Raw genomic sequence first — 16,543 nt, forward strand, 5'->3', positions numbered from 1 at the left:
CTCCTGCCGATGCATTAGTCGCCGATGAAGTCGGAATATTCCGGGAAGCCGGCGGTGGCATACATGGCGCGGACATAGTCGTAGTGGCTGTCCTCGATATTCGCGATGAAGCGCATGCCGGAGTACTTCTGGTTGTCCTCGCCTTTCAGGATGGCGTCCACCAGTTCATCGGAGTTGGTGGTGATGGCGTCACGCATCTGGTCGATCACCGCCTGGTCCACATGGGCGCCGGCCATCAGTACATCGTTGGGCAGGTCGGGCCCGCGGGCGATGACCCGGAACGCACCGGGCTGCATTCCGCCGGCTTTCAGTTCCTGGTCACGCAGGTTGAGGAAGTTGATGTGATTCATGCCGATGGCGGCCAGGTCGCCTCGCTTGAGGCCTTCCCACATCACCGGCACCTTGGTGTGGATGATATCCATGTCTTCCAGCGGATTGGCGCCGGCATCCGCCAGGGTCTGGATCGGGCCCAGGTGCTTGGAGGTGGAGCCGACACTGCCCAGGCCCACCTTCTGGCCGTTCAGATCCGCTACCGAGGTGTAGGGGCTGTCGGCCAGGGTTATCACCACCGCAAAGTAATCGGGGCGGGAGAAGCCAACCACCACCCTGGCGTCAGCCCGTTTTTGCATGACCACGTATTCGGCCGGCCCGGTGAGCACGAAGTCCACCTTCTCGAACCGCAGGGCCTCTACCGCGGCGGTGCGGTTGGTGACGGGCAGGAATTCGATCTCGTAACCGGTGGCCTTCTCCAGGGTATCCCGAAAGGTGCCGAACTCACGCTGGAGTTCCTCCAGGCCCACCAGGTCGGTGACGGCCAGGCGGACGGTCTCGGCCTGGGCCGTGGTGGCCAGTGACAGCAGGGTGATCAGGGCGAAGGTGGTGTTGCGTAACAGGTTTTTCCATATAGTCATGTCTGGGTCCTCAGGTTGTCTAGACAGCGATGATGGACCCAGTGTGGCTATGCTGTTTGACAGTCAGGTGATCATTACGTGTACAGGGCGTGACGTTTTAAAGACAGGATCTGTATCCAGGCAGGGCATAACTGAGGTTGGTCAGACGGTTAGCTGATCAATGGCCCGGTCCAGGTTGGTCCTGGCCTGTTGCTCCCGTTCAGCCCGGAACGAGTCGGAGTGGTAGAGGACCGGTGCCTCAAGGAAGGAAGCCAGCAGTTTTCGCCGCCCCCGCCGGAACAGGAAGCCGGGCACCCAGCGATATTCCTGGCGTACCTGCTGTTCGTAGCGCTGGTAGACCTCCGGCGGGGCGCCGAGGATCGCCAGGTCGATATCCAGCAACAGGGACTCGTCATTGTCACGGGGCACGGACGGGTGTTCGGTGACCTCGATCAGGCGTTTTACCCGGTCGATGGTGGCCGGCGGCTCGCCCAGGTGGGCCAGGTCTTCTGCGGCATACACGGCACTCTGGGCCTCATTGTCGCTGGCGCGGGGGTTGTAGATCACATCGTGATACCACAGCGCCAGCTCCACGGCCCGGGCATCCTCAAGCTGGTCTCGGTGCCGGTCCAGGTGGTTCAGGCAGGCTTCGATATGTTCGAAGGTATGATAGGCGCGATGGGACTCGCCGTATTTCTCCCGCAAACGCTGGTAGCTGGCCTGCACCGTAGGGGTGGGCTGGTCCGGGAACAGGGCGTGCCAGCGTTGTTCGGGCTGCCATGACTGAGCGGGTCCTGCCAAGGTGTATTCCTCCATGGGTTGGTGGCGCCTGGTGTCCCGTCTGCAATCCTAGCGCGAACTGCGTCCGGTTTGCACCGCCAGGTACTTGAAATAGCACCAGTGCCATGATCGAATAGCGCCAGATGGCCCAGGAAGCGGCCACGCCTACCCACACCGAACCAGGCACAATCAGGAGACAGGGATGATCAGGAAGGATCCGGTTCTGGTCCACGATATCTTTAATCAGGTTTACGAGCTTACCCGCTGGCCCCGCCATGGCGCAGCGACCGGTATTGGCGCTGAGGCTTTCCCGCACGACCGTGCCTACGCCGTTGAAACACTGCGTCGCATTGCCCGCAATAGTCGTCAGGATCCATTCAACTACGCGTTGTATGATGCCTGGCAACTGGTCTACGAGAAACCCTGGACCCGTCCGCCCAACCTGCATCTTGTGGTGAACGACCTGGCCGATGCCATCCACCAGGGCCGGCTGTTTGCCTATACCGAGAGTGCGGCGCCTGGATACGCCCTCCGTTAAAAGGGCAGGCCACATTTACCGGCCGCCGGCCTGGTTTCAGCGTTCAATGCTGCAGGACACGATCTTCGACAGGTGGCTGAAGGGCAACCCCGTTTCCCGGTGCCAGTCGTTAAAGGCGGCCTGTGCCTGAAGCAGGGCCTTCTTGCTTCCGGGCGTGGCATCCAGCAGTCCTTCCAGGCGCAACACGGCAATCACATCCTGTGACAGGATAAAGCCGTCCCAGCCCACCATCCGCAGGAAGTACTGGGCAGTATTGCCACCCAGGCGGGCACCATGGCGCTTCAGCCAAAGCAGCAGGCCGGCCTGGTCGTCCGATGGCCACTGCGCCAGCATGATGCCAAAGCTGCCATACTCCCGGGCCGCCTCGACGATCATCCGGGCGTTCTCCGGCACCGTGCGGATCTTCTGCAGGTTGCGGACGATACGCTCATCCCCCGCCAGCTCTTCCAGCACTTCCGGCGGCACCTGCTGCCAGTACAGGGGCACAAAACCGTCAAAGGCCGCCTCGAACCCCGGCCACTTGTTGTCGATGACGCGCCATACGAAGCCGGCGCGGAACACACACCGGGTGAGTTCCGCCAGGTAGCGGTCGTCACCCAGGCTGGTCAGCTCGTCTGGTGTGGCCACCCGTGGCAGCAGGGACTCCAGGCCAGCAGGCCCACCCTTGCGAATAGCAGCGCGTTCGTGAATGGCAGCGAAGCTCATGGTTTCCCCCTTTAATCGGATCTGTGGACACTAGCCGGAAAGACGGGGGACAGTAAAGAGGGCGGCGATCCAGCCGGAGTTGTTGGTGAAACCCTCCCAGGCAGGCGGTTGCGATCAGCAGGTGTGCTACCGTGAATTGTGTGTATATACTAATCAGGTGTTAAGGTCTGATCTGACCCGAGCTGGCTGCGATGGTGATGAAACTGTGAGTCCCGAGGTACCGGATACGAGGGTGCTCGAAGCTACCCTCGACATCATCAGAGATGCGGTTCTGATCACGGAGCCCTGTCCGAGCACCACCATTACTTTTGCCAATGCTGCATTTTACCGCCTGACCGGCTATACCCAGTCGGAAGTCATCGGCAAAACGCCTGCGCTGCTTCAGGGCAGGGACACGGCGGCGAACTGGCTGGATATTTTCCGGCAACCCGCTTCCGTTGCGGGCTCTCCCCCCATCGAGATTACCAATTACCACCGGGATGGCACGCCGTTGCAGCTGGAGTGGTCCGTTACTGCCTGCCCTGCTGGCAGGTATCTGATGGCCGTGCAACGGGATGTGACCGAGTTAAGGAACCTGGAGCGACAACATTTGCAGCTTCAGGTTCTTACCCAGATGCAGCAGCTGGTCAGCACCGCCGGTCTGGATCTGCAGATGCTCAGGCAGAAGGTGGTGGATGTCGCCCTGGAAGCGACGGGTGCGGAGGGGGCTGCCATCGAAGAAGCCATGGGGGATGAGATCGTCTACACCGCTGTTGCGGGCACGGCGCGGGCGGTCGCTGGGCTGAGACTTCCTCTGGATGCCAGCCTTTCTGGTGTCTGCTACCGGGAGCAGGTACCTATTTTTTGTCCGGATACGCACCAGGACTCACGGGTCGCCCGGGCCAGAGCTGAAGAGATCGGGTTCCGTTCCGGCCTGCTTGTGCCCTTGCTGCACGAGGGGCTTTGCTTTGGTGCCCTGAAAGTCTATTCAGGCCTGCCCCATGCCTTCCGGCGTGAGCAACTGGAACTGCTGGAGATGGCCAGCCAGGTACTGGCCGCCTCACTCAATGATGCTCGTCGATTCAAGCGTGAACAGGAACGCCGCACACTGCTGGTGGATTCCCTGCCAATGCTCATTTCCTTTGTCGACGATGATTACCGTTATCGGGAGATCAACGCCGCCTACACCCGGTGGTTTGGCATTGAGCCAGGCCAGATGCTGGGTAAGAAGGTCGCTGACGTGCTGGGCCGGGAGGCATTCGATCGTATTCACGGGTACATGGCGGCTGCGATGGCCGGAGACCAGGTCCGGTTCGAAACGACCGTGCCCTATGCCCGCGGTGGCACCCGACCGGTGGAGGCGGAGTATATCCCGCTGCAGGATGGTGAGGGCCATGTGCTGGGGTTCTACGCCCTTGTTCGGGATATCAGTGAGCGCAAGAGCGCAGAGCGTGACCACCTGACCAAGGCATACAACCGGCGCGGATTTGACCGGCGCATGGCGACGGCGTTTGCCACCGCCAGGCGATACGCGCGTCCGCTGTCACTATTGTTCCTGGACATTGACCTTTTCAAGCCGGTCAACGACCAGTGTGGTCACGACGTCGGTGACCAGATATTGCAGAAGGTCGCACGTCTGCTGATGCAGCTGGCCCGGGAGAGTGACACGGTCTGTCGGTGGGGTGGCGAGGAGTTTGCCGTGCTGGCACCGGAAACGGATCTCGAGGAAGCCATGGAACTGGCCGAGCGACTGAGGCAGGCCGTTGCCAGCGAAGTGGAATCGCCCCTGGGGCCGGTCACAATCAGTATTGGCGTAGTGGAACGTCGCCCCCGGGAGTCGCGGAAGCAGTTCACCCGGCGGGCGGACCGGGCACTCTACCGTGCCAAGGAGCTTGGCCGAAACCGGGTGGAGACCTCGGGCTCCTGACCTCACCTGTGCTATCTTCTTTTAAATCCCCACCCGCTACGGAGGCAGCATGGATCGGTTTATGGAACTGGCAATGGCCGAGGCCGAAAAAGGGCTGGCTGAAGGGGGCATTCCCATTGGCTCTGTACTGGTATGCGATGGCAAGGTGTTGGGCTCCGGGCGTAACCAGCGGGTGCAGCAGGGCAGCGCCATCCGCCATGGTGAGATGGACGCCCTGGAAAACGCCGGCCGCCATTCCGCCGATGTCTATGCCCGCTCGACCCTGTATACCACCCTGTCGCCCTGCGCCATGTGTTCCGGCGCCATCCTGTTGTATGGCATACCCCGTGTCGTCATCGGCGAGAACAAGACCTTCCAGGGCGAGGAAGACCTGCTGCGGAGCCGTGGTGTGGAGCTGGAGGTGCTCAACGACCCTTCATGTATCGACATGATGGAAGGGTTTATCCGGGAAAAGCCCGAGTTATGGAACGAGGATATCGGGGTGTGATACCACCTTGCCTCTGAAAAAGTTTGCGACCATTCCGGGGTGCCTGCGTCTCAGGTATAGCAATACAACAAATCACCACCAGAGACGGAGATTCCTGATGAAACGCTTTCACGTTCATCTTTCGGTCCAGGACCTGGAACCCAATATCCGGTTCTACTCCACCCTGTTCGGCCATGAGCCCAGCCGGCAGGAGGCCGATTACGCCAAATGGATGCTGGATGACCCGCGCATCAATTTTGCGATTTCCACCCGCAGCGCTTCCTCGGGGCTGGACCATTTCGGCTTCCAGATGGATGATAACGAAGAACTGGATCAGCTGCGGGAGCGTGCCCGTTGCGCGAATACCGCCATCCTGGACGAGGGTGCCACCCAGTGCTGCTACGCCAGCAGCAACAAGCACTGGCTCATGGACCCGCAGGGCCTGCCCTGGGAGCACTTTGTGACCATGGGGGATATACGACACTTCGGCACAGAACCAGCCCTCCCGGAGACGGCAAAACCGGAAACATTGCATGCACAGGAAGGGTCGTCAGGGAATGGAACGAGTAAAGCCTGCTGTGGGTAGTCAATTCGTAATGACCCGTGACGAGTCAGCTGCTGCAGTCAGCCGCCCCGTCACGGACATAGAAGATGCGTACCGCGCCTTTCGCAGCGGACTGCTGGGGTTCCTGCGCGCCAACGTCCATGACCGGTCGCTGGCAGAGGACCTGTTGCACGAGGTGTTCATCAAGGCCACCCGTGCCCTGGATCAGGGGGAGCAGCCCGACAACCTCTCCGCCTGGTTGTACCGGGTGGCCCGCAACACCCTGATCGACCACTACCGTCGTCAGCGCCCGGTCGAGGAAGTCCCTGACGACCTCGAGACCGGGGAGCCCTTCTCACTGCCTGCGGAGCAGACCCTGGCGCTGTGCCTGATTCCGTTTATCAACCAGTTGCCCGTGAAGTACAAAGAGGCTCTGCTGGCCACCGCTATCGAAGGCCGCAGCGTTGCCGAATGGGCCCGCGACACCGGGCTGTCGGCTTCCGCCGCCAAGAGCCGGGTCAGTCGTGGCCGTGCCATGCTGCGGGAAAAGGTACTGGACTGTTGCCACGTGGAAGCGGCCCGGTCCGGCGAGGTGCTGGAGTACTACCGGAGGCCGTAGCCAGCCTAATCTGCAACAAAAGCTAAACACTCAGGTTGCAGAATTGTCCCTTGAAATCCATTCCCGTGCAGGCGACCCACCAGGCAGGGTAATACCTGCCGCCCGGGTTTCCGGGCATGCCGCGCCGCCCTCAAGGAGAACAGCACCATCAAAACCATCACGGTAACCGTGCAGCCGTCATCGAACCCGGACGCCACGCTACTGGCGCCCACCGGCTTTGACGATGGCCATGAACGGCCCTGTGCCCTGGAGCTTGAGAATGGCGCCAGCCGTGTGGAACGGAGGGCCGATTTCCTCGGGCAAACGGCGCTGGAAGTCTGGCCGGACCGGCATGACGAGCCGGTGACCATCCGCTACCGCTTCGAGCCATCGTCTGCGGTGCTGTCAGACCAGGTCTGGCAACCGCGGCGTAACCGGTACACACAAGCGTCTGATGCCCTGGTGGGTGAAGTCCGGGAAACAATAGATACCGCTTTGCCGGTTCACGAGCAGATTCGCCAACTGATCGACCGGGCCGAAACCCATTTCAGCTACGGCCATGGTGACGGTCGTTTCAATGACGGTGAAGAGACCGTTCCGACGGTGTGCGGAACCACCCGGGGGTCCTGCGTTGACATCAATACCTGGCTCCTTGCCGCTGCGGGAGCGCTCGACATCCCGGTGCAGTATGTGGCGGGCTACTGGTTCCATCCTCAAAAGACCGTCACCTATGACATGCACTGCTGGCTGATGTTCAGGGCTGGTGAGGAGACCATCTGCTGGGACCTGGCCCATCATCTGAAATGGGGTGTTGAGGAGCGCCAGCCGGGTCGGAACCCGGCCGGCGGGCGTCGTGTTGCGATGACGGTTGGCCGGGGGCTCAGGTTTGCGGCCAGCCACGGAGAGGTTGCCATCAGTCATTTCTCAGAGCCTGTCTGGCTGTTACCAGGCGGCACCGTTGAAGACAGTGAGCTGGTGGCCCGTATTCATGAGTCGTGAGCGTGCTTGCTCCTGAAATGATGGTTTCGGAGTGCCAGCGAGTGCTCGAGCACAGGCTTCGTAGAGAACCCGCCTATCCCTGGTTGAGCCCCAGCTCCCGCTGCCTGGTTTTTGTGAGTTTCAGGGACACCAGGCGATGGGATTCCCGCAGGTAGTACTGAAGGTCGTCATCGCCACCGTCAGATGCCTCGTACTGCTGGATCCATTTCATACCCCGGGATGCCATATACGGGGCAGGGCGAAAGCCAGGCTGGTCTTTCAGGATTTCAAAATCCAGGTTGCAGGTCTTGAAGGTGAACGCCGGTTGACCGGACTTGCCCCAGCCGCCAATGGCGAACACCTTATCGCCCACCTTCCAGACATGGGAGCCGCCCCATTGCCTGACATGGGAGGTTGCTGGCAATGAGCGGCAATAGTCGTTGAATTCGTCGTAGGTCATGGCACTTCTCTCCCTGAGCGTGAACCTGAAGCTCGCAGTCAGTGCTCATCCAGCCACAGGAGCAGGCGGTCGTAGACCTGTTGATGGCCCAGCAGGTCGAAGTGGTTCAGACCGTGGAAAACCGCCTGACGGGACGACGGGATGCCCAGGGCGCGAGTGCCATCCTCGTGCTGGCCGAGGGCGCTGGTGACCCGCACCAGACCATCGCCCTGCTCGAGGGCGGGTAACCTGGCCAGGGCCGACCCGGTGGACGCTGCGATGGCATAGCATCGGATGTCGCGGGGTAAGGGCACCGGCTGAACTCTTTGCCCGGTGGCCTGCTGCGCCTCACCGCCAATATTACCCTCGCGAAGATCCTTGATGCCGGCACTGCGGATCTTGCCGATACGGCCGATGGGGGCGCTGTAGGGGCTGATGCCCAGGAACGACTCAAAACGGTTACCCAGGCGTTCCAGCGCCGAGCCGTGATGGGGGGTGCCCAGGAATACCATTTTCCGCAGGCGGCCTGGCCATTGGTGCCCGGCCTCCTGCCCCCAGCGACAGGCACTGCGAGATACCAGCCCGCCCATGCTGTGCCCGACAAGGACCAGTTCATCGAGCGGAACCGGCCACTCGCTGACCAGCTTTTCCAGTACAGCGGCAAAGTCGCGGCCGTTGTCCGTTACCGGGCGCCCACTGTTGTAGCGCAGATATAGGGGCGTATAGCCGAGGTCACGTGCCAGTGCCTCGCCGTAGTCATGCTCATTCCGTTGCCAGTGCAGGTCATTCCTGCAGAGGCCATGGACCAGAACCACCACGCGGTTTGTCGGTTGCGGGAAGGTGTCTCCCAGTGCCTCGCGCATCAGGGCCAACGGCACGCCGTCGGACCGGAGCTGGGTGGGTATGGCCAACGGATTGTCCGACGCCACCAGATAGTCGCCCAGTACCCCGTTGAGCACTGATAGTGCCATTTCCCGGCCCTGGGAGGTGCTCTGGTCAGGCAGTAGTGGCGACAGGTGCTGCAGCGAGACATCAAGGCTCAGTCCCACAAACGAAGAAACCCGCCGGATATTGCGATAGACCAGGCCGCTGATACCCCGGGTCGGACCCGGGCGCGGTTCACCCACAATCGGCGCCAACCCGGCAATATTGCGGTGCATGCTTTCCACAACATCGGTAACACCGTTAAAACCATCAAGAATCAGCCGGCTGGTGCCGATCAGGTCCGCAGACCCGGATGGTTGTAAGGCAGGGCGTTTTCCCGGTGCACTGTCGTGGGCAGGCGGCTTTTCCCTTTCCCGGCTTGCGTTCATGGTAATGCCTCTTGTGTGTGGAGCCAGGCGGTGGATGTATTTCCAATATACGGCATGGGGCGTCCCTGGCAACTGTTGAGCGAACCTTTGCCTGGCGGCAGAGAATGCAACCAGGCCTCAATTCCTGTTGATGGCCCCGGTATGGCCATTCCCAAAGGTTCCGTTGCTTGCCAGTTAACGACAGACCGCGATAGCATTGATACCTACGGATTGGAAATTTCAGGGACAGATCACCGATGAAAGGCCTCGCAGTACTTCTTGTTTGTCTTCTTGTTACCCCGATGACCCTGGCTGGCACCTACCGCTGGGTCGACGAGAACGGCCAGACTCACTTTGGTGACAGGCCACCGGCAGACGCAGCTTCTGATGAAGTAAACCTGGATCCCACCCCCGCCGGATCGGACGCCGCTGCCCGCGAGCGTCAGCAGCGAATGAATGACTTCCTTGAGCAGAGCGAGAAAGAACGCGCCGAACGTAACGAAGCAAAGGCCAGGGAAGAAGCCATGGCCGAAAAGCGCGAGGCCCGTTGCGAGGCGTTACGGGGACGCCTGAAATACCTGGACAGTGTGTCTCGAATCTACCGCATCAACAATGAAGGCGAGCGCGTATACGTCGATGAGGAGGAAAACGAACGAATTCGCCGGGAGTTTCGGGCCAGGGTCCGGGAAGAGTGCAATAGCTGATTTGGCTAGTAAAGCGTTACGTCCATAACCCGGCCATGATGATGGGGAACTGGGGGCGTCAGTCCAACCTTCAGAACGCCGTGAGTGCGTGCGAGCGATTTGGCCTGAGCGGCGATGAAGCGAAGGCCCTGATTGCTGAAATGACGGCCATCGTCCGCGATAACTGGAAACAGGTGTTTTCGGATTCAGGGGTGCCCGAGGGAGATCTTCACTACCTGGCTCAGGCCACCCTGATGAATGAGTCCGTGTTCTATGATTTGACGTGAGTCAGAAACCGCACCACCACATTTGCCAGAGTCCCCCCCTGATCTTCCTGTAAAAAGTGACCGCCATTCTCGATAGTCACATGGTCCTGTCCCTGGGCACCGGGGATGACTTTCTGGAAGTACCGGTCCGCGCCCCGGGTCACGGGGTCTGAATCACTGAAGGCGGTCAGGAAAGGCTTCTGCCACTGGCCCAGTACCTTCCAGGCCTTGCGGTTGGCTTCCGTTGCGGGGTCGTCGGGGGTGGCCGGTACCAGCATGGGGAACTGGCGGGCGCCTTCCTTGTAGCTTTCATCCGGGAATGGGGCGTTGTAGGCGTCGATGACCTCCTGTGACAGTGGGGTCACGGTGCCTCCCTTGATCACGCCGGCGATGTGAAACTCCGGCGTCTCCTGGGAGAAACGGCGCCATTTCTCGAAAGCCGGGCCAGGGTCCGTGTCACCGGTGGGCATGAAGGTGTTGGCGGCCACCACAGACGCAAAGCGATCCGGGTTCTCTGCCACCAGACGCAGGCCCAGAAGCCCGCCCCAGTCCTGACATACAAGGTTGATAGCCTGCAGCCCGAGCTGATCCAGAAACGACTGCATCCAGCCCATATGGCGAGCATAGGTATAGTCCTTACGATCGGCCGGCTTGTCGGACCGGCCAAAACCGATCAGGTCCGGCGCAACGGCCCGGTAGCCGGCGGCGGTGATGATCGGAATCATCTTGCGATACAGATAACACCAGGAGGGTTCGCCATGCATCAGCAGGACAACCGGCCCATCCTGCGGACCTTCGTCCAGGTAATGCATGCGCAGCTCGCCGCCCTCGAAGTCGTCCACGGTCAGGTAGTGGGGTTGGTAATCGAAACCGGCCAGGTTCTGGAAACAGCTGTCGGGGGTTCGCAGGGCTTTCATTGAATCGCACTCGTTGTTGTCGTTTGAAATAGAGGGGCGCCACCGTTATGCAGAGTCCGGATTATGGATCCACTTGAAAGGTCGCCAGCTTCATACCTGGTTGCATGCTTCCAATATACCAGTTAGCAAGCGATACGCCAGCCGGCCACATCCTCTCTCGCAACGGCCTCTTCTATCAGCCTGATACACTCAGCCATGAACCCGGGCTCTGATACCGAATGCTGGGCGATCAGCCATGCCGCTTTGGCTGCATCCTCCCCAACCAACGAAATGCCGGGCCAGCCGCAACGGCCAGTGATCTCTTTCAGGCGGGATGCATTGTGTTCATGCAGGGCTTTCATCCGTGGATGATAAGACTCCCACGGCAGCTCTCCCGAACCGAACAGTTGCTGCAGCAACCGCTGGTCTTCTGCCATCATCGTGACCAGTTCATCCGCCAGGTTTTGATTCATAGGGCTCCTTCCCGTTTAACGAGTCTATGCCTTGGCTTTGCGTTGTGCCGGGATGCCACGTAGCCGCGCCTGGTGGACTGCCTTAAGGCCGGGGTCGGATGCAGCGCTGTGTTGGGCGCGCATTCAGGGAAACGAAAACAAATTGACAAGTAACCCGTTCGGGTCCGCTACCATAAATCGCCTCATCCCGAATTCCTCATCGCATAAGTCGAGTGCTAACTCGAAACCGCTGGCCTTTACTGCAGTGTATGTCGTCTCAATATCTTCGACCTGTACCGATAGGATGACGCCCTGCGCGGGGTGCTGGAAACGCCGGGGTGTGAACTCATGGTCGAGGCGCATGATACCGATCTGTAATTCCGGCCTTTCGGGCGATGCCATCTGGATATACCAGCCTTCGTGCTCGAATCCAACGACCAGCCCCAGCAGCTCCTTGTAGAAGTCGCGGGTCTCTTCCATCTTGTCAGTGCAGATGTTTGGAAGCAGCCTCGTAACGGCGATACCTTCAGTCATAGTTCTCCCGCCTGGTTTGATCAGTTCTTGACTCCGAACGCCGCCAGCAGGAAGGCAACCCCAGAGCGAAGCTGCAGGTGACGTCCCCTTCTCTCTGGCTGGCATTATTAGGCATTTTGGGTGTTAGTTGGGGGGGATGTACAGCAACACTCCGACCTCAAGACACCGGATCAAATCCGAATACCCGAAGCTCCTGATTACAGCGACACGCTTTCGCGAAACGTACAGCCCTGGCGATGGCCTCCTTGGTTGAAGGTAGCTCAAGTACAGTGAATCAAAGAATTTAACGCTTCGATGTCGTGTGTATATAGTCGATCATGGCGACGGTTAATCAACCCTCCGTTGGAGGGATATTCGAGGTATGTTGAGGGGTGTGACTTGGGAGTGAACTTGGGGACCGGCTGGCCTACTGGTCCGGCTGAATCGAGATGCGCCGGTCTGGCGGCGGCAGTTTGGGTAGCATGGCCTCCACGTCAACCGTGTGGGTAGCGAAAAAAGCTTCCGCCGCTTTAATCAGAGCCGTCTCGGTTTTGAGGATACCAAGATAGACCGGCCATTCGGCGTCGATCAGTTCTGTGCTGTAACCATCCGGATCGACGTCCGCCAGATTGGCCAGAAACCGGAACTCCATTTCGTTCATCACGGTGTAATCGCACCGTTTGTGCAGAAACATGCCCAGCATCTGTTGGGCATTGTAAGCATCAAGGCGGACCAGGTTGGTACCAATCCGTCGCTCAAGTCGATCACTGTAGACAAACCATTTACGCAGACAGATGCTGCCCTCAAGATCATCGAAGGAGTCCGCTTGTTGCCCAGGTTGCGCGAACACGCGGTCACGCCAGGTTAACACCGGTCCGATAGCGTGCATCCGGTCTGGTAGCGGCATCCATAGCGGGTTGGCAAAAACCGCGTTGGCGCGTCCTTCTTCCAGGGCCCAGGCCTGGCGTTTGCGCGGCATCGGGCTGAAACCGGCTACGATACCGGCCTCGACGGTGAACTCATTGATCACCTCGACCAGAATGCCCTTGTTAAGATTGTCGCCATAATAAAATGGCAGAAAACCCTCGTCTGACCCCATAATCTGAAGCGTTTGGGACGACACTGGAAGGAACCAGAATGCTGCGACGATCAGCAAGCCTACTCTCATTGGGTGCTCCTCCCAGTGATCGATCGGGGTAAGCCGTCGCTTGGCCGACGTTGCTTTGGCCAGTTAACAAAGAGCCTGTAAACAAGTCTGTGTGAACCGTTTGAGGGAACAGCATAGCGACTTGGGACAGTCATCTCATCACTTTCGCGCACGATAGGTGGCAGTTCTTGGGGGAACTGATCGAATAAGTCAGCTACTCTAACCCCTTGATCGCTGCGATAGCGACATACCATACCCCTTAACCTTTGCAGGAGAAAAAAGTGTCAGATAACAACATCGAACTGACTTCCACCATTAGCGAAGACAACAAACTGGAACTTGCCCTGCGCGAGATTGAGATCCCGCAGCCGGGCGAGAACCAGGTGGTCATCCGCGTCGAAGCCGCCCCGATCAACCCGTCTGATCTGGGGGTGATGTTCAGCGCCGCTGATATGACGACGGCCAGCCAAACCGGTAGCGCCGATCGCCCGGTCATCAGCGCCGATGTTCCTGCCAAGTTCATGGGCGCCGTTAAAAAGCGTGTTGGCAAGCCCATACCCGTGGGCAATGAAGGCGCCGGTACCGTTGTTGCTGCTGGGTCATCCGACGCAGCGCAAAGCCTGATGGGCAAAACCGTGGCGTTCATTGGCGGCGGTAGCTACCGCAAATACCTCTGTGCCAATGCTCAAAGCTGCCTGGAACTGGAACCGGGCACGACGGCCGTGGAAGGTGCTTCAAGCTTTGTGAATCCGCTGACGGCATTGGCCATGGTGGAAACCATGCGCGCTGAGGGCCACAAGGCGATCGTTCACGCTGCCGCCGCCTCTAACCTCGGGCAAATGCTCAACCGCATCTGCATCGCCGATGGCATCGACCTGGTCAATATCGTCCGCAAGCAGGAACAGGAAGCACTGCTGCGTGACCAGGGTGCCAAGTACGTGGTCAACTCCAGTAAAGACAGCTTTATGTCAGACCTGACCCAGGCACTGATCGACACCGGCGCCACCATTGCTTTCGACCCCATCGGGGGCGGTCGCCTTGCGAGTAATATCCTCACCTGCATGGAAGCCGCCGTTTCCCGCAACATGACTGAGTACAGCGTGTATGGATCTGACATCTACAAGCAGGTTTATATCTATGGCGGTCTTGATCGCGGCCCCATCACACTGAACCGCAATTTTGGTTTTGCCTGGGGTGTGAACGGCTTTCTGTTGTTCAATGCGTTGGGAAAACTGGGTACGGAAACCAACATCGCCATGCGCAAACGTGTAGCCGCCGAGATCAAAACCACGTTCGCCAGTCACTACACGCATGACGTATCCCTGGCCGGCGCGTTACAACTGGATGCCATCTCGGCTTACGGCAAAATGGCGACCGGAGAGAAGTACCTGATCAAGCCACAGAGCTAACGTTTAGCGTCTGGCCGCAAGGCCATCCTGGGGCGCTGGAGTCGGATTGACTCCAGCGCCTGGATAAAGAGCGACTTGAGAGGACTTGAAGGACTTGAGGACAGTCACCTCACCACTTCAGTCACTTCATCAGTCAGCCACTCCTCCAATCGTCCTGATTTTTTGTCTCGGCATCACCATTCAGAGACGTTCGCTACGTGCAGCTAAAATCGACGCTTGTGGGGCTCCGTTTGCTGTGGTTTTATACAGCCATATCTATATCCGCGACTCGCTGAAGGACTGGCATGACTCGCCCCAGGGAACAACTTATCTCTGTTGATGACACACCCTACTACCACGTCGTTTCCCGCTGCGTGCGGCGCACCTACCTGTGCGGGTTCGACTCTGATACCGGCGTAAGCTACGAGCATCGGCGCCAGTGGATCGAGGAACGAATTCGGTTACTGTCCTCGCTGTTTGCGATCGACCTTTGCGCCTACGCCGTCATGTCCAACCACTACCACCTGGTGGTGAAGCTCTGTCCAGAGCAGGCGAAACAGTGGAGCGATAGGGAAGTATTGGCACGCTGGACCAGCCTCTTCAAGGGGCCGCCCATCGTGCAACGGTTTCTTGCTGGTGAAGCGCTGCATGAGGCAGAGCACCGGTATGTAGATCGAACGGTGGCGGTCTATCGCAACAGGCTGGCGGATCTGAGCTGGTTCATGAAATGCCTGAACGAGTCTATTGCCAAAGAGGCCAACCGCGAAGACGACTGTACCGGCCATTTCTGGGAGTCCCGTTTCAAATCACAGGCCTTGCTGTCAGAGCAGGCCGTACTGAGTTGCATGGCCTACGTGGATCTCAACCCCCTGCGGGCCGACATGGCTGACACACCGGAAACCTCCGATCACACCAGCATCAAGGAGCGGCTTGCTCCGATCTTCAATCTGTCCGAGGCCATCCAGGCGCAGACCGAGCAGCTGTTCCTGAGGCAGTTTCCTGTGCCACTGAAACCGTTGCTCAACTTCGAGGAAGCCGTCAGGAACGAGCCGCAACGGGGCATACTGTTCAGCCTCAACGACTACCTGGAACTGGTGGACTACACCGGACGCATCGTAAAGCCGGGTAAGCGGGGCAGTATCCCCGAACACCTGCCACCAATCCTCAGCCGGCTAGAGTTGTCCGTCGACGAATGGCTTGCGGAAGCCACGGAATTCGAAGCCCGCTATCAGGACAACCGCAGAGCTCACCTGGACCGACGACGATCGGCGGCCTGACCCTCCCCAGAACACTCTAATCACTAACGTACGGACCTTGCCCCGGGGACTCTGCTCGGTCAGATTTTGCCAAAATACCCCAAAATTATAGGAAATCGTTACTGACTACCGGTAAGCGCCGCCGATGGACCTCTTTAGAGCCGCTGGTGCCTGGTACAGCGCCAGAATTACCAGGCTTCTTTTGAGGGTGTCTGTCCCAGTCTTCGCCGTCCCAGTCTTCGCCAACGCTCTTCCCAGTCTTCGCCAACGCTCTTTATTCTCACCAATTTTCAGATACAGGTCTTGTATCCGCACATGTTCGGTTTTAATTTCGCCACCCCCTGAGGTCGTTCCGACACCATAAGTTGTTCCGTTAACCTGGGTACTGTCAGACCCGCTAACATGAATCTTTCCTGACACATTGGTCTCAACCCTGAGAGAACTACTGACCACATCGCCTTTGACGATCTCAAGATCAAACCCTTTCTCTTTCAAAATGCCCATAGTGAATCCTCCCTACCAGAATCGACCTGACAGTTTTACGGACGGGAGTAAATCACTTTTCATGCCACCTTTGACAACTAATTGATTGTTAACCAAGCAAACGAAACGCGCATCCGAATCTGTAAAAAAAGTTGACGTATTTATGACTTGACGATTAAAAAGGCTCAGCCGGCGAAGGCAGAATACCGCCGGACTTTGCGAGTGCGTTCGCTGAACTCCGCCCTGTACAATCCCGGCGAACCAGCAGTGCAGATACAAAAAAGCCCGAACCACCAAAGGCAGCCGGGCCAAGGACTAGCACT

Annotated in this window: 20 protein-coding genes; 10 read left to right on the top strand and 10 right to left on the bottom strand. The window is 58.9% G+C overall.

Annotation, left to right across the window (positions count from 1 at the left end; translation table 11 throughout):
• Positions 1-14: 14 nt before the first annotated feature.
• Together ACFOZ5_RS02440 and ACFOZ5_RS02445 are read right to left on the bottom strand one after the other, a co-directional pair.
• Positions 15-911: a phosphate/phosphite/phosphonate ABC transporter substrate-binding protein gene (locus ACFOZ5_RS02440; protein ID WP_379885153.1), complete on the bottom strand. Its 897-nt coding sequence runs from the start codon at positions 909-911 to the stop codon at positions 15-17.
• A 141-nt stretch (positions 912-1,052) separates the two neighbouring features.
• Complete coding sequence (locus tag ACFOZ5_RS02445; RefSeq protein ID WP_379885154.1) at positions 1,053-1,691, bottom strand: HD domain-containing protein; 639 nt, start codon at positions 1,689-1,691, stop codon at positions 1,053-1,055.
• Between the two features lie 181 nt (positions 1,692-1,872).
• On the opposite strand from ACFOZ5_RS02445, the gene ACFOZ5_RS02450 reads away from it, so the two are divergent.
• A complete protein-coding gene (locus ACFOZ5_RS02450) occupies positions 1,873-2,208 on the top strand; it encodes a hypothetical protein (protein WP_379885155.1) in 336 nt (111 codons plus the stop codon).
• Between the two features lie 36 nt (positions 2,209-2,244).
• On the opposite strand, the gene ACFOZ5_RS02455 is transcribed toward ACFOZ5_RS02450, so the two are convergent.
• Positions 2,245-2,913: a DNA-3-methyladenine glycosylase I gene (locus ACFOZ5_RS02455; RefSeq protein ID WP_379885156.1), complete on the bottom strand. Its 669-nt coding sequence runs from the start codon at positions 2,911-2,913 to the stop codon at positions 2,245-2,247.
• A 232-nt stretch (positions 2,914-3,145) separates the two neighbouring features.
• Here ACFOZ5_RS02455 and ACFOZ5_RS02460 point away from each other — a divergent pair, with 232 nt between their 5' ends.
• The 5 genes from ACFOZ5_RS02460 (at position 3,146) to ACFOZ5_RS02480 (ending at position 7,426) form a co-directional block, all read left to right on the top strand.
• The gene (locus ACFOZ5_RS02460) at positions 3,146-4,819 is read left to right on the top strand and encodes a sensor domain-containing diguanylate cyclase (RefSeq protein ID WP_379885157.1); all 1,674 of its coding nucleotides are present in this window, start codon (positions 3,146-3,148) and stop codon (positions 4,817-4,819) included.
• A gap of 49 nt (positions 4,820-4,868) precedes the next feature.
• Positions 4,869-5,306 carry a nucleoside deaminase gene (locus ACFOZ5_RS02465; RefSeq protein WP_379885159.1) on the top strand — a complete coding sequence of 146 codons (438 nt, stop codon included), beginning with the start codon at positions 4,869-4,871 and terminating at the stop codon, positions 5,304-5,306.
• A 97-nt stretch (positions 5,307-5,403) separates the two neighbouring features.
• A complete protein-coding gene (locus ACFOZ5_RS02470) occupies positions 5,404-5,871 on the top strand; it encodes an ArsI/CadI family heavy metal resistance metalloenzyme (protein WP_379885161.1) in 468 nt (155 codons plus the stop codon).
• Positions 5,843-6,448 carry a sigma-70 family RNA polymerase sigma factor gene (locus ACFOZ5_RS02475; protein ID WP_379885163.1) on the top strand — a complete coding sequence of 202 codons (606 nt, stop codon included), beginning with the start codon at positions 5,843-5,845 and terminating at the stop codon, positions 6,446-6,448. Before ACFOZ5_RS02470 ends, ACFOZ5_RS02475 begins: the two co-directional genes overlap by 29 nt.
• Before the next feature lie 168 nt (positions 6,449-6,616).
• Positions 6,617-7,426: a transglutaminase-like domain-containing protein gene (locus ACFOZ5_RS02480; RefSeq protein WP_379885165.1), complete on the top strand. Its 810-nt coding sequence runs from the start codon at positions 6,617-6,619 to the stop codon at positions 7,424-7,426.
• Positions 7,427-7,499: 73 nt separating this feature from the next.
• Here the strand turns inward: ACFOZ5_RS02480 and ACFOZ5_RS02485 are convergent, their stop codons facing one another.
• A complete protein-coding gene (locus ACFOZ5_RS02485; RefSeq protein ID WP_379885167.1) occupies positions 7,500-7,865 on the bottom strand; it encodes an MmcQ/YjbR family DNA-binding protein in 366 nt (121 codons plus the stop codon).
• A gap of 38 nt (positions 7,866-7,903) precedes the next feature.
• Positions 7,904-9,157 (bottom strand): esterase/lipase family protein, encoded by a 1,254-nt coding sequence (locus tag ACFOZ5_RS02490; RefSeq protein WP_379885169.1) that lies wholly within the window; start codon positions 9,155-9,157, stop codon positions 7,904-7,906.
• 236 nt (positions 9,158-9,393) lie between these two features.
• Here ACFOZ5_RS02490 and ACFOZ5_RS02495 point away from each other — a divergent pair, with 236 nt between their 5' ends.
• Both ACFOZ5_RS02495 and ACFOZ5_RS02500 read left to right on the top strand, forming a co-directional pair.
• Positions 9,394-9,840, top strand: a complete 447-nt coding sequence (locus ACFOZ5_RS02495) for a DUF4124 domain-containing protein (protein ID WP_379885171.1) — start codon at positions 9,394-9,396, stop codon at positions 9,838-9,840.
• A gap of 35 nt (positions 9,841-9,875) precedes the next feature.
• Positions 9,876-10,106, top strand: a complete 231-nt coding sequence (locus ACFOZ5_RS02500) for a hypothetical protein (RefSeq protein ID WP_379885173.1) — start codon at positions 9,876-9,878, stop codon at positions 10,104-10,106.
• Here ACFOZ5_RS02500 and ACFOZ5_RS02505 read toward each other — a convergent pair.
• The 4 genes from ACFOZ5_RS02505 to ACFOZ5_RS02520 all read right to left on the bottom strand — a co-directional run bounded on the left by ACFOZ5_RS02505 (position 10,091) and on the right by ACFOZ5_RS02520 (position 13,114).
• A complete protein-coding gene (locus tag ACFOZ5_RS02505) occupies positions 10,091-11,002 on the bottom strand; it encodes a haloalkane dehalogenase (protein WP_379885175.1) in 912 nt (303 codons plus the stop codon). The two genes, ACFOZ5_RS02500 and ACFOZ5_RS02505, sit on opposite strands and share 16 nt — an antisense overlap.
• A gap of 122 nt (positions 11,003-11,124) precedes the next feature.
• On the bottom strand, positions 11,125-11,454 hold the full coding sequence (locus ACFOZ5_RS02510; RefSeq protein WP_379885177.1) for a DUF6624 domain-containing protein: 330 nt from the start codon (positions 11,452-11,454) through the stop codon (positions 11,125-11,127).
• A 123-nt stretch (positions 11,455-11,577) separates the two neighbouring features.
• On the bottom strand, positions 11,578-11,967 hold the full coding sequence (locus tag ACFOZ5_RS02515; RefSeq protein ID WP_379885179.1) for a VOC family protein: 390 nt from the start codon (positions 11,965-11,967) through the stop codon (positions 11,578-11,580).
• A gap of 406 nt (positions 11,968-12,373) precedes the next feature.
• Complete coding sequence (locus tag ACFOZ5_RS02520; RefSeq protein WP_379885181.1) at positions 12,374-13,114, bottom strand: polar amino acid ABC transporter substrate-binding protein; 741 nt, start codon at positions 13,112-13,114, stop codon at positions 12,374-12,376.
• A gap of 260 nt (positions 13,115-13,374) precedes the next feature.
• Between ACFOZ5_RS02520 and ACFOZ5_RS02525 the strand changes: the two genes are divergently transcribed.
• Complete coding sequence (locus ACFOZ5_RS02525; RefSeq protein ID WP_379885183.1) at positions 13,375-14,502, top strand: zinc-binding dehydrogenase; 1,128 nt, start codon at positions 13,375-13,377, stop codon at positions 14,500-14,502.
• Positions 14,503-14,786: 284 nt separating this feature from the next.
• On the top strand, positions 14,787-15,758 hold the full coding sequence (locus ACFOZ5_RS02530; RefSeq protein WP_379885185.1) for a transposase: 972 nt from the start codon (positions 14,787-14,789) through the stop codon (positions 15,756-15,758).
• A 105-nt stretch (positions 15,759-15,863) separates the two neighbouring features.
• Here the strand turns inward: ACFOZ5_RS02530 and ACFOZ5_RS02535 are convergent, their stop codons facing one another.
• Positions 15,864-16,241, bottom strand: coding sequence for a hypothetical protein (locus ACFOZ5_RS02535; protein ID WP_379885187.1), 378 nt, complete (start codon positions 16,239-16,241; stop codon positions 15,864-15,866).
• Between the last annotated feature and the right edge of the window lie 302 nt (positions 16,242-16,543).

Origin of the sequence: Marinobacter lacisalsi (assembly GCF_042651045.1) — a bacterium.
GTDB classification, from domain to species: Bacteria; Pseudomonadota; Gammaproteobacteria; order Pseudomonadales; family Oleiphilaceae; genus Marinobacter; species Marinobacter lacisalsi.

What these genes read in the sequence shown, in the direction of transcription:
- ACFOZ5_RS02520 (WP_379885181.1), bottom strand. Translation starts at nt 13,114, where the DNA reads ATGAGAGTAGGCTTGCTGATCGTCGCAGCATTCTGGTTCCTTCCAGTG.
- ACFOZ5_RS02505 (WP_379885175.1), bottom strand. Translation starts at nt 11,002, where the DNA reads ATGAAAGCCCTGCGAACCCCCGACAGCTGTTTCCAGAACCTGGCCGGT.
- ACFOZ5_RS02475 (WP_379885163.1), top strand. Translation starts at nt 5,843, where the DNA reads ATGGAACGAGTAAAGCCTGCTGTGGGTAGTCAATTCGTAATGACCCGT.
- ACFOZ5_RS02470 (WP_379885161.1), top strand. Translation starts at nt 5,404, where the DNA reads ATGAAACGCTTTCACGTTCATCTTTCGGTCCAGGACCTGGAACCCAAT.
- ACFOZ5_RS02455 (WP_379885156.1), bottom strand. Translation starts at nt 2,913, where the DNA reads ATGAGCTTCGCTGCCATTCACGAACGCGCTGCTATTCGCAAGGGTGGG.
- ACFOZ5_RS02530 (WP_379885185.1), top strand. Translation starts at nt 14,787, where the DNA reads ATGACTCGCCCCAGGGAACAACTTATCTCTGTTGATGACACACCCTAC.
- ACFOZ5_RS02500 (WP_379885173.1), top strand. Translation starts at nt 9,876, where the DNA reads ATGATGATGGGGAACTGGGGGCGTCAGTCCAACCTTCAGAACGCCGTG.
- ACFOZ5_RS02535 (WP_379885187.1), bottom strand. Translation starts at nt 16,241, where the DNA reads ATGGGCATTTTGAAAGAGAAAGGGTTTGATCTTGAGATCGTCAAAGGC.
- ACFOZ5_RS02510 (WP_379885177.1), bottom strand. Translation starts at nt 11,454, where the DNA reads ATGAATCAAAACCTGGCGGATGAACTGGTCACGATGATGGCAGAAGAC.
- ACFOZ5_RS02490 (WP_379885169.1), bottom strand. Translation starts at nt 9,157, where the DNA reads ATGAACGCAAGCCGGGAAAGGGAAAAGCCGCCTGCCCACGACAGTGCA.
- ACFOZ5_RS02495 (WP_379885171.1), top strand. Translation starts at nt 9,394, where the DNA reads ATGAAAGGCCTCGCAGTACTTCTTGTTTGTCTTCTTGTTACCCCGATG.
- ACFOZ5_RS02515 (WP_379885179.1), bottom strand. Translation starts at nt 11,967, where the DNA reads ATGACTGAAGGTATCGCCGTTACGAGGCTGCTTCCAAACATCTGCACT.
- ACFOZ5_RS02465 (WP_379885159.1), top strand. Translation starts at nt 4,869, where the DNA reads ATGGATCGGTTTATGGAACTGGCAATGGCCGAGGCCGAAAAAGGGCTG.
- ACFOZ5_RS02450 (WP_379885155.1), top strand. Translation starts at nt 1,873, where the DNA reads ATGATCAGGAAGGATCCGGTTCTGGTCCACGATATCTTTAATCAGGTT.
- ACFOZ5_RS02440 (WP_379885153.1), bottom strand. Translation starts at nt 911, where the DNA reads ATGACTATATGGAAAAACCTGTTACGCAACACCACCTTCGCCCTGATC.
- ACFOZ5_RS02485 (WP_379885167.1), bottom strand. Translation starts at nt 7,865, where the DNA reads ATGACCTACGACGAATTCAACGACTATTGCCGCTCATTGCCAGCAACC.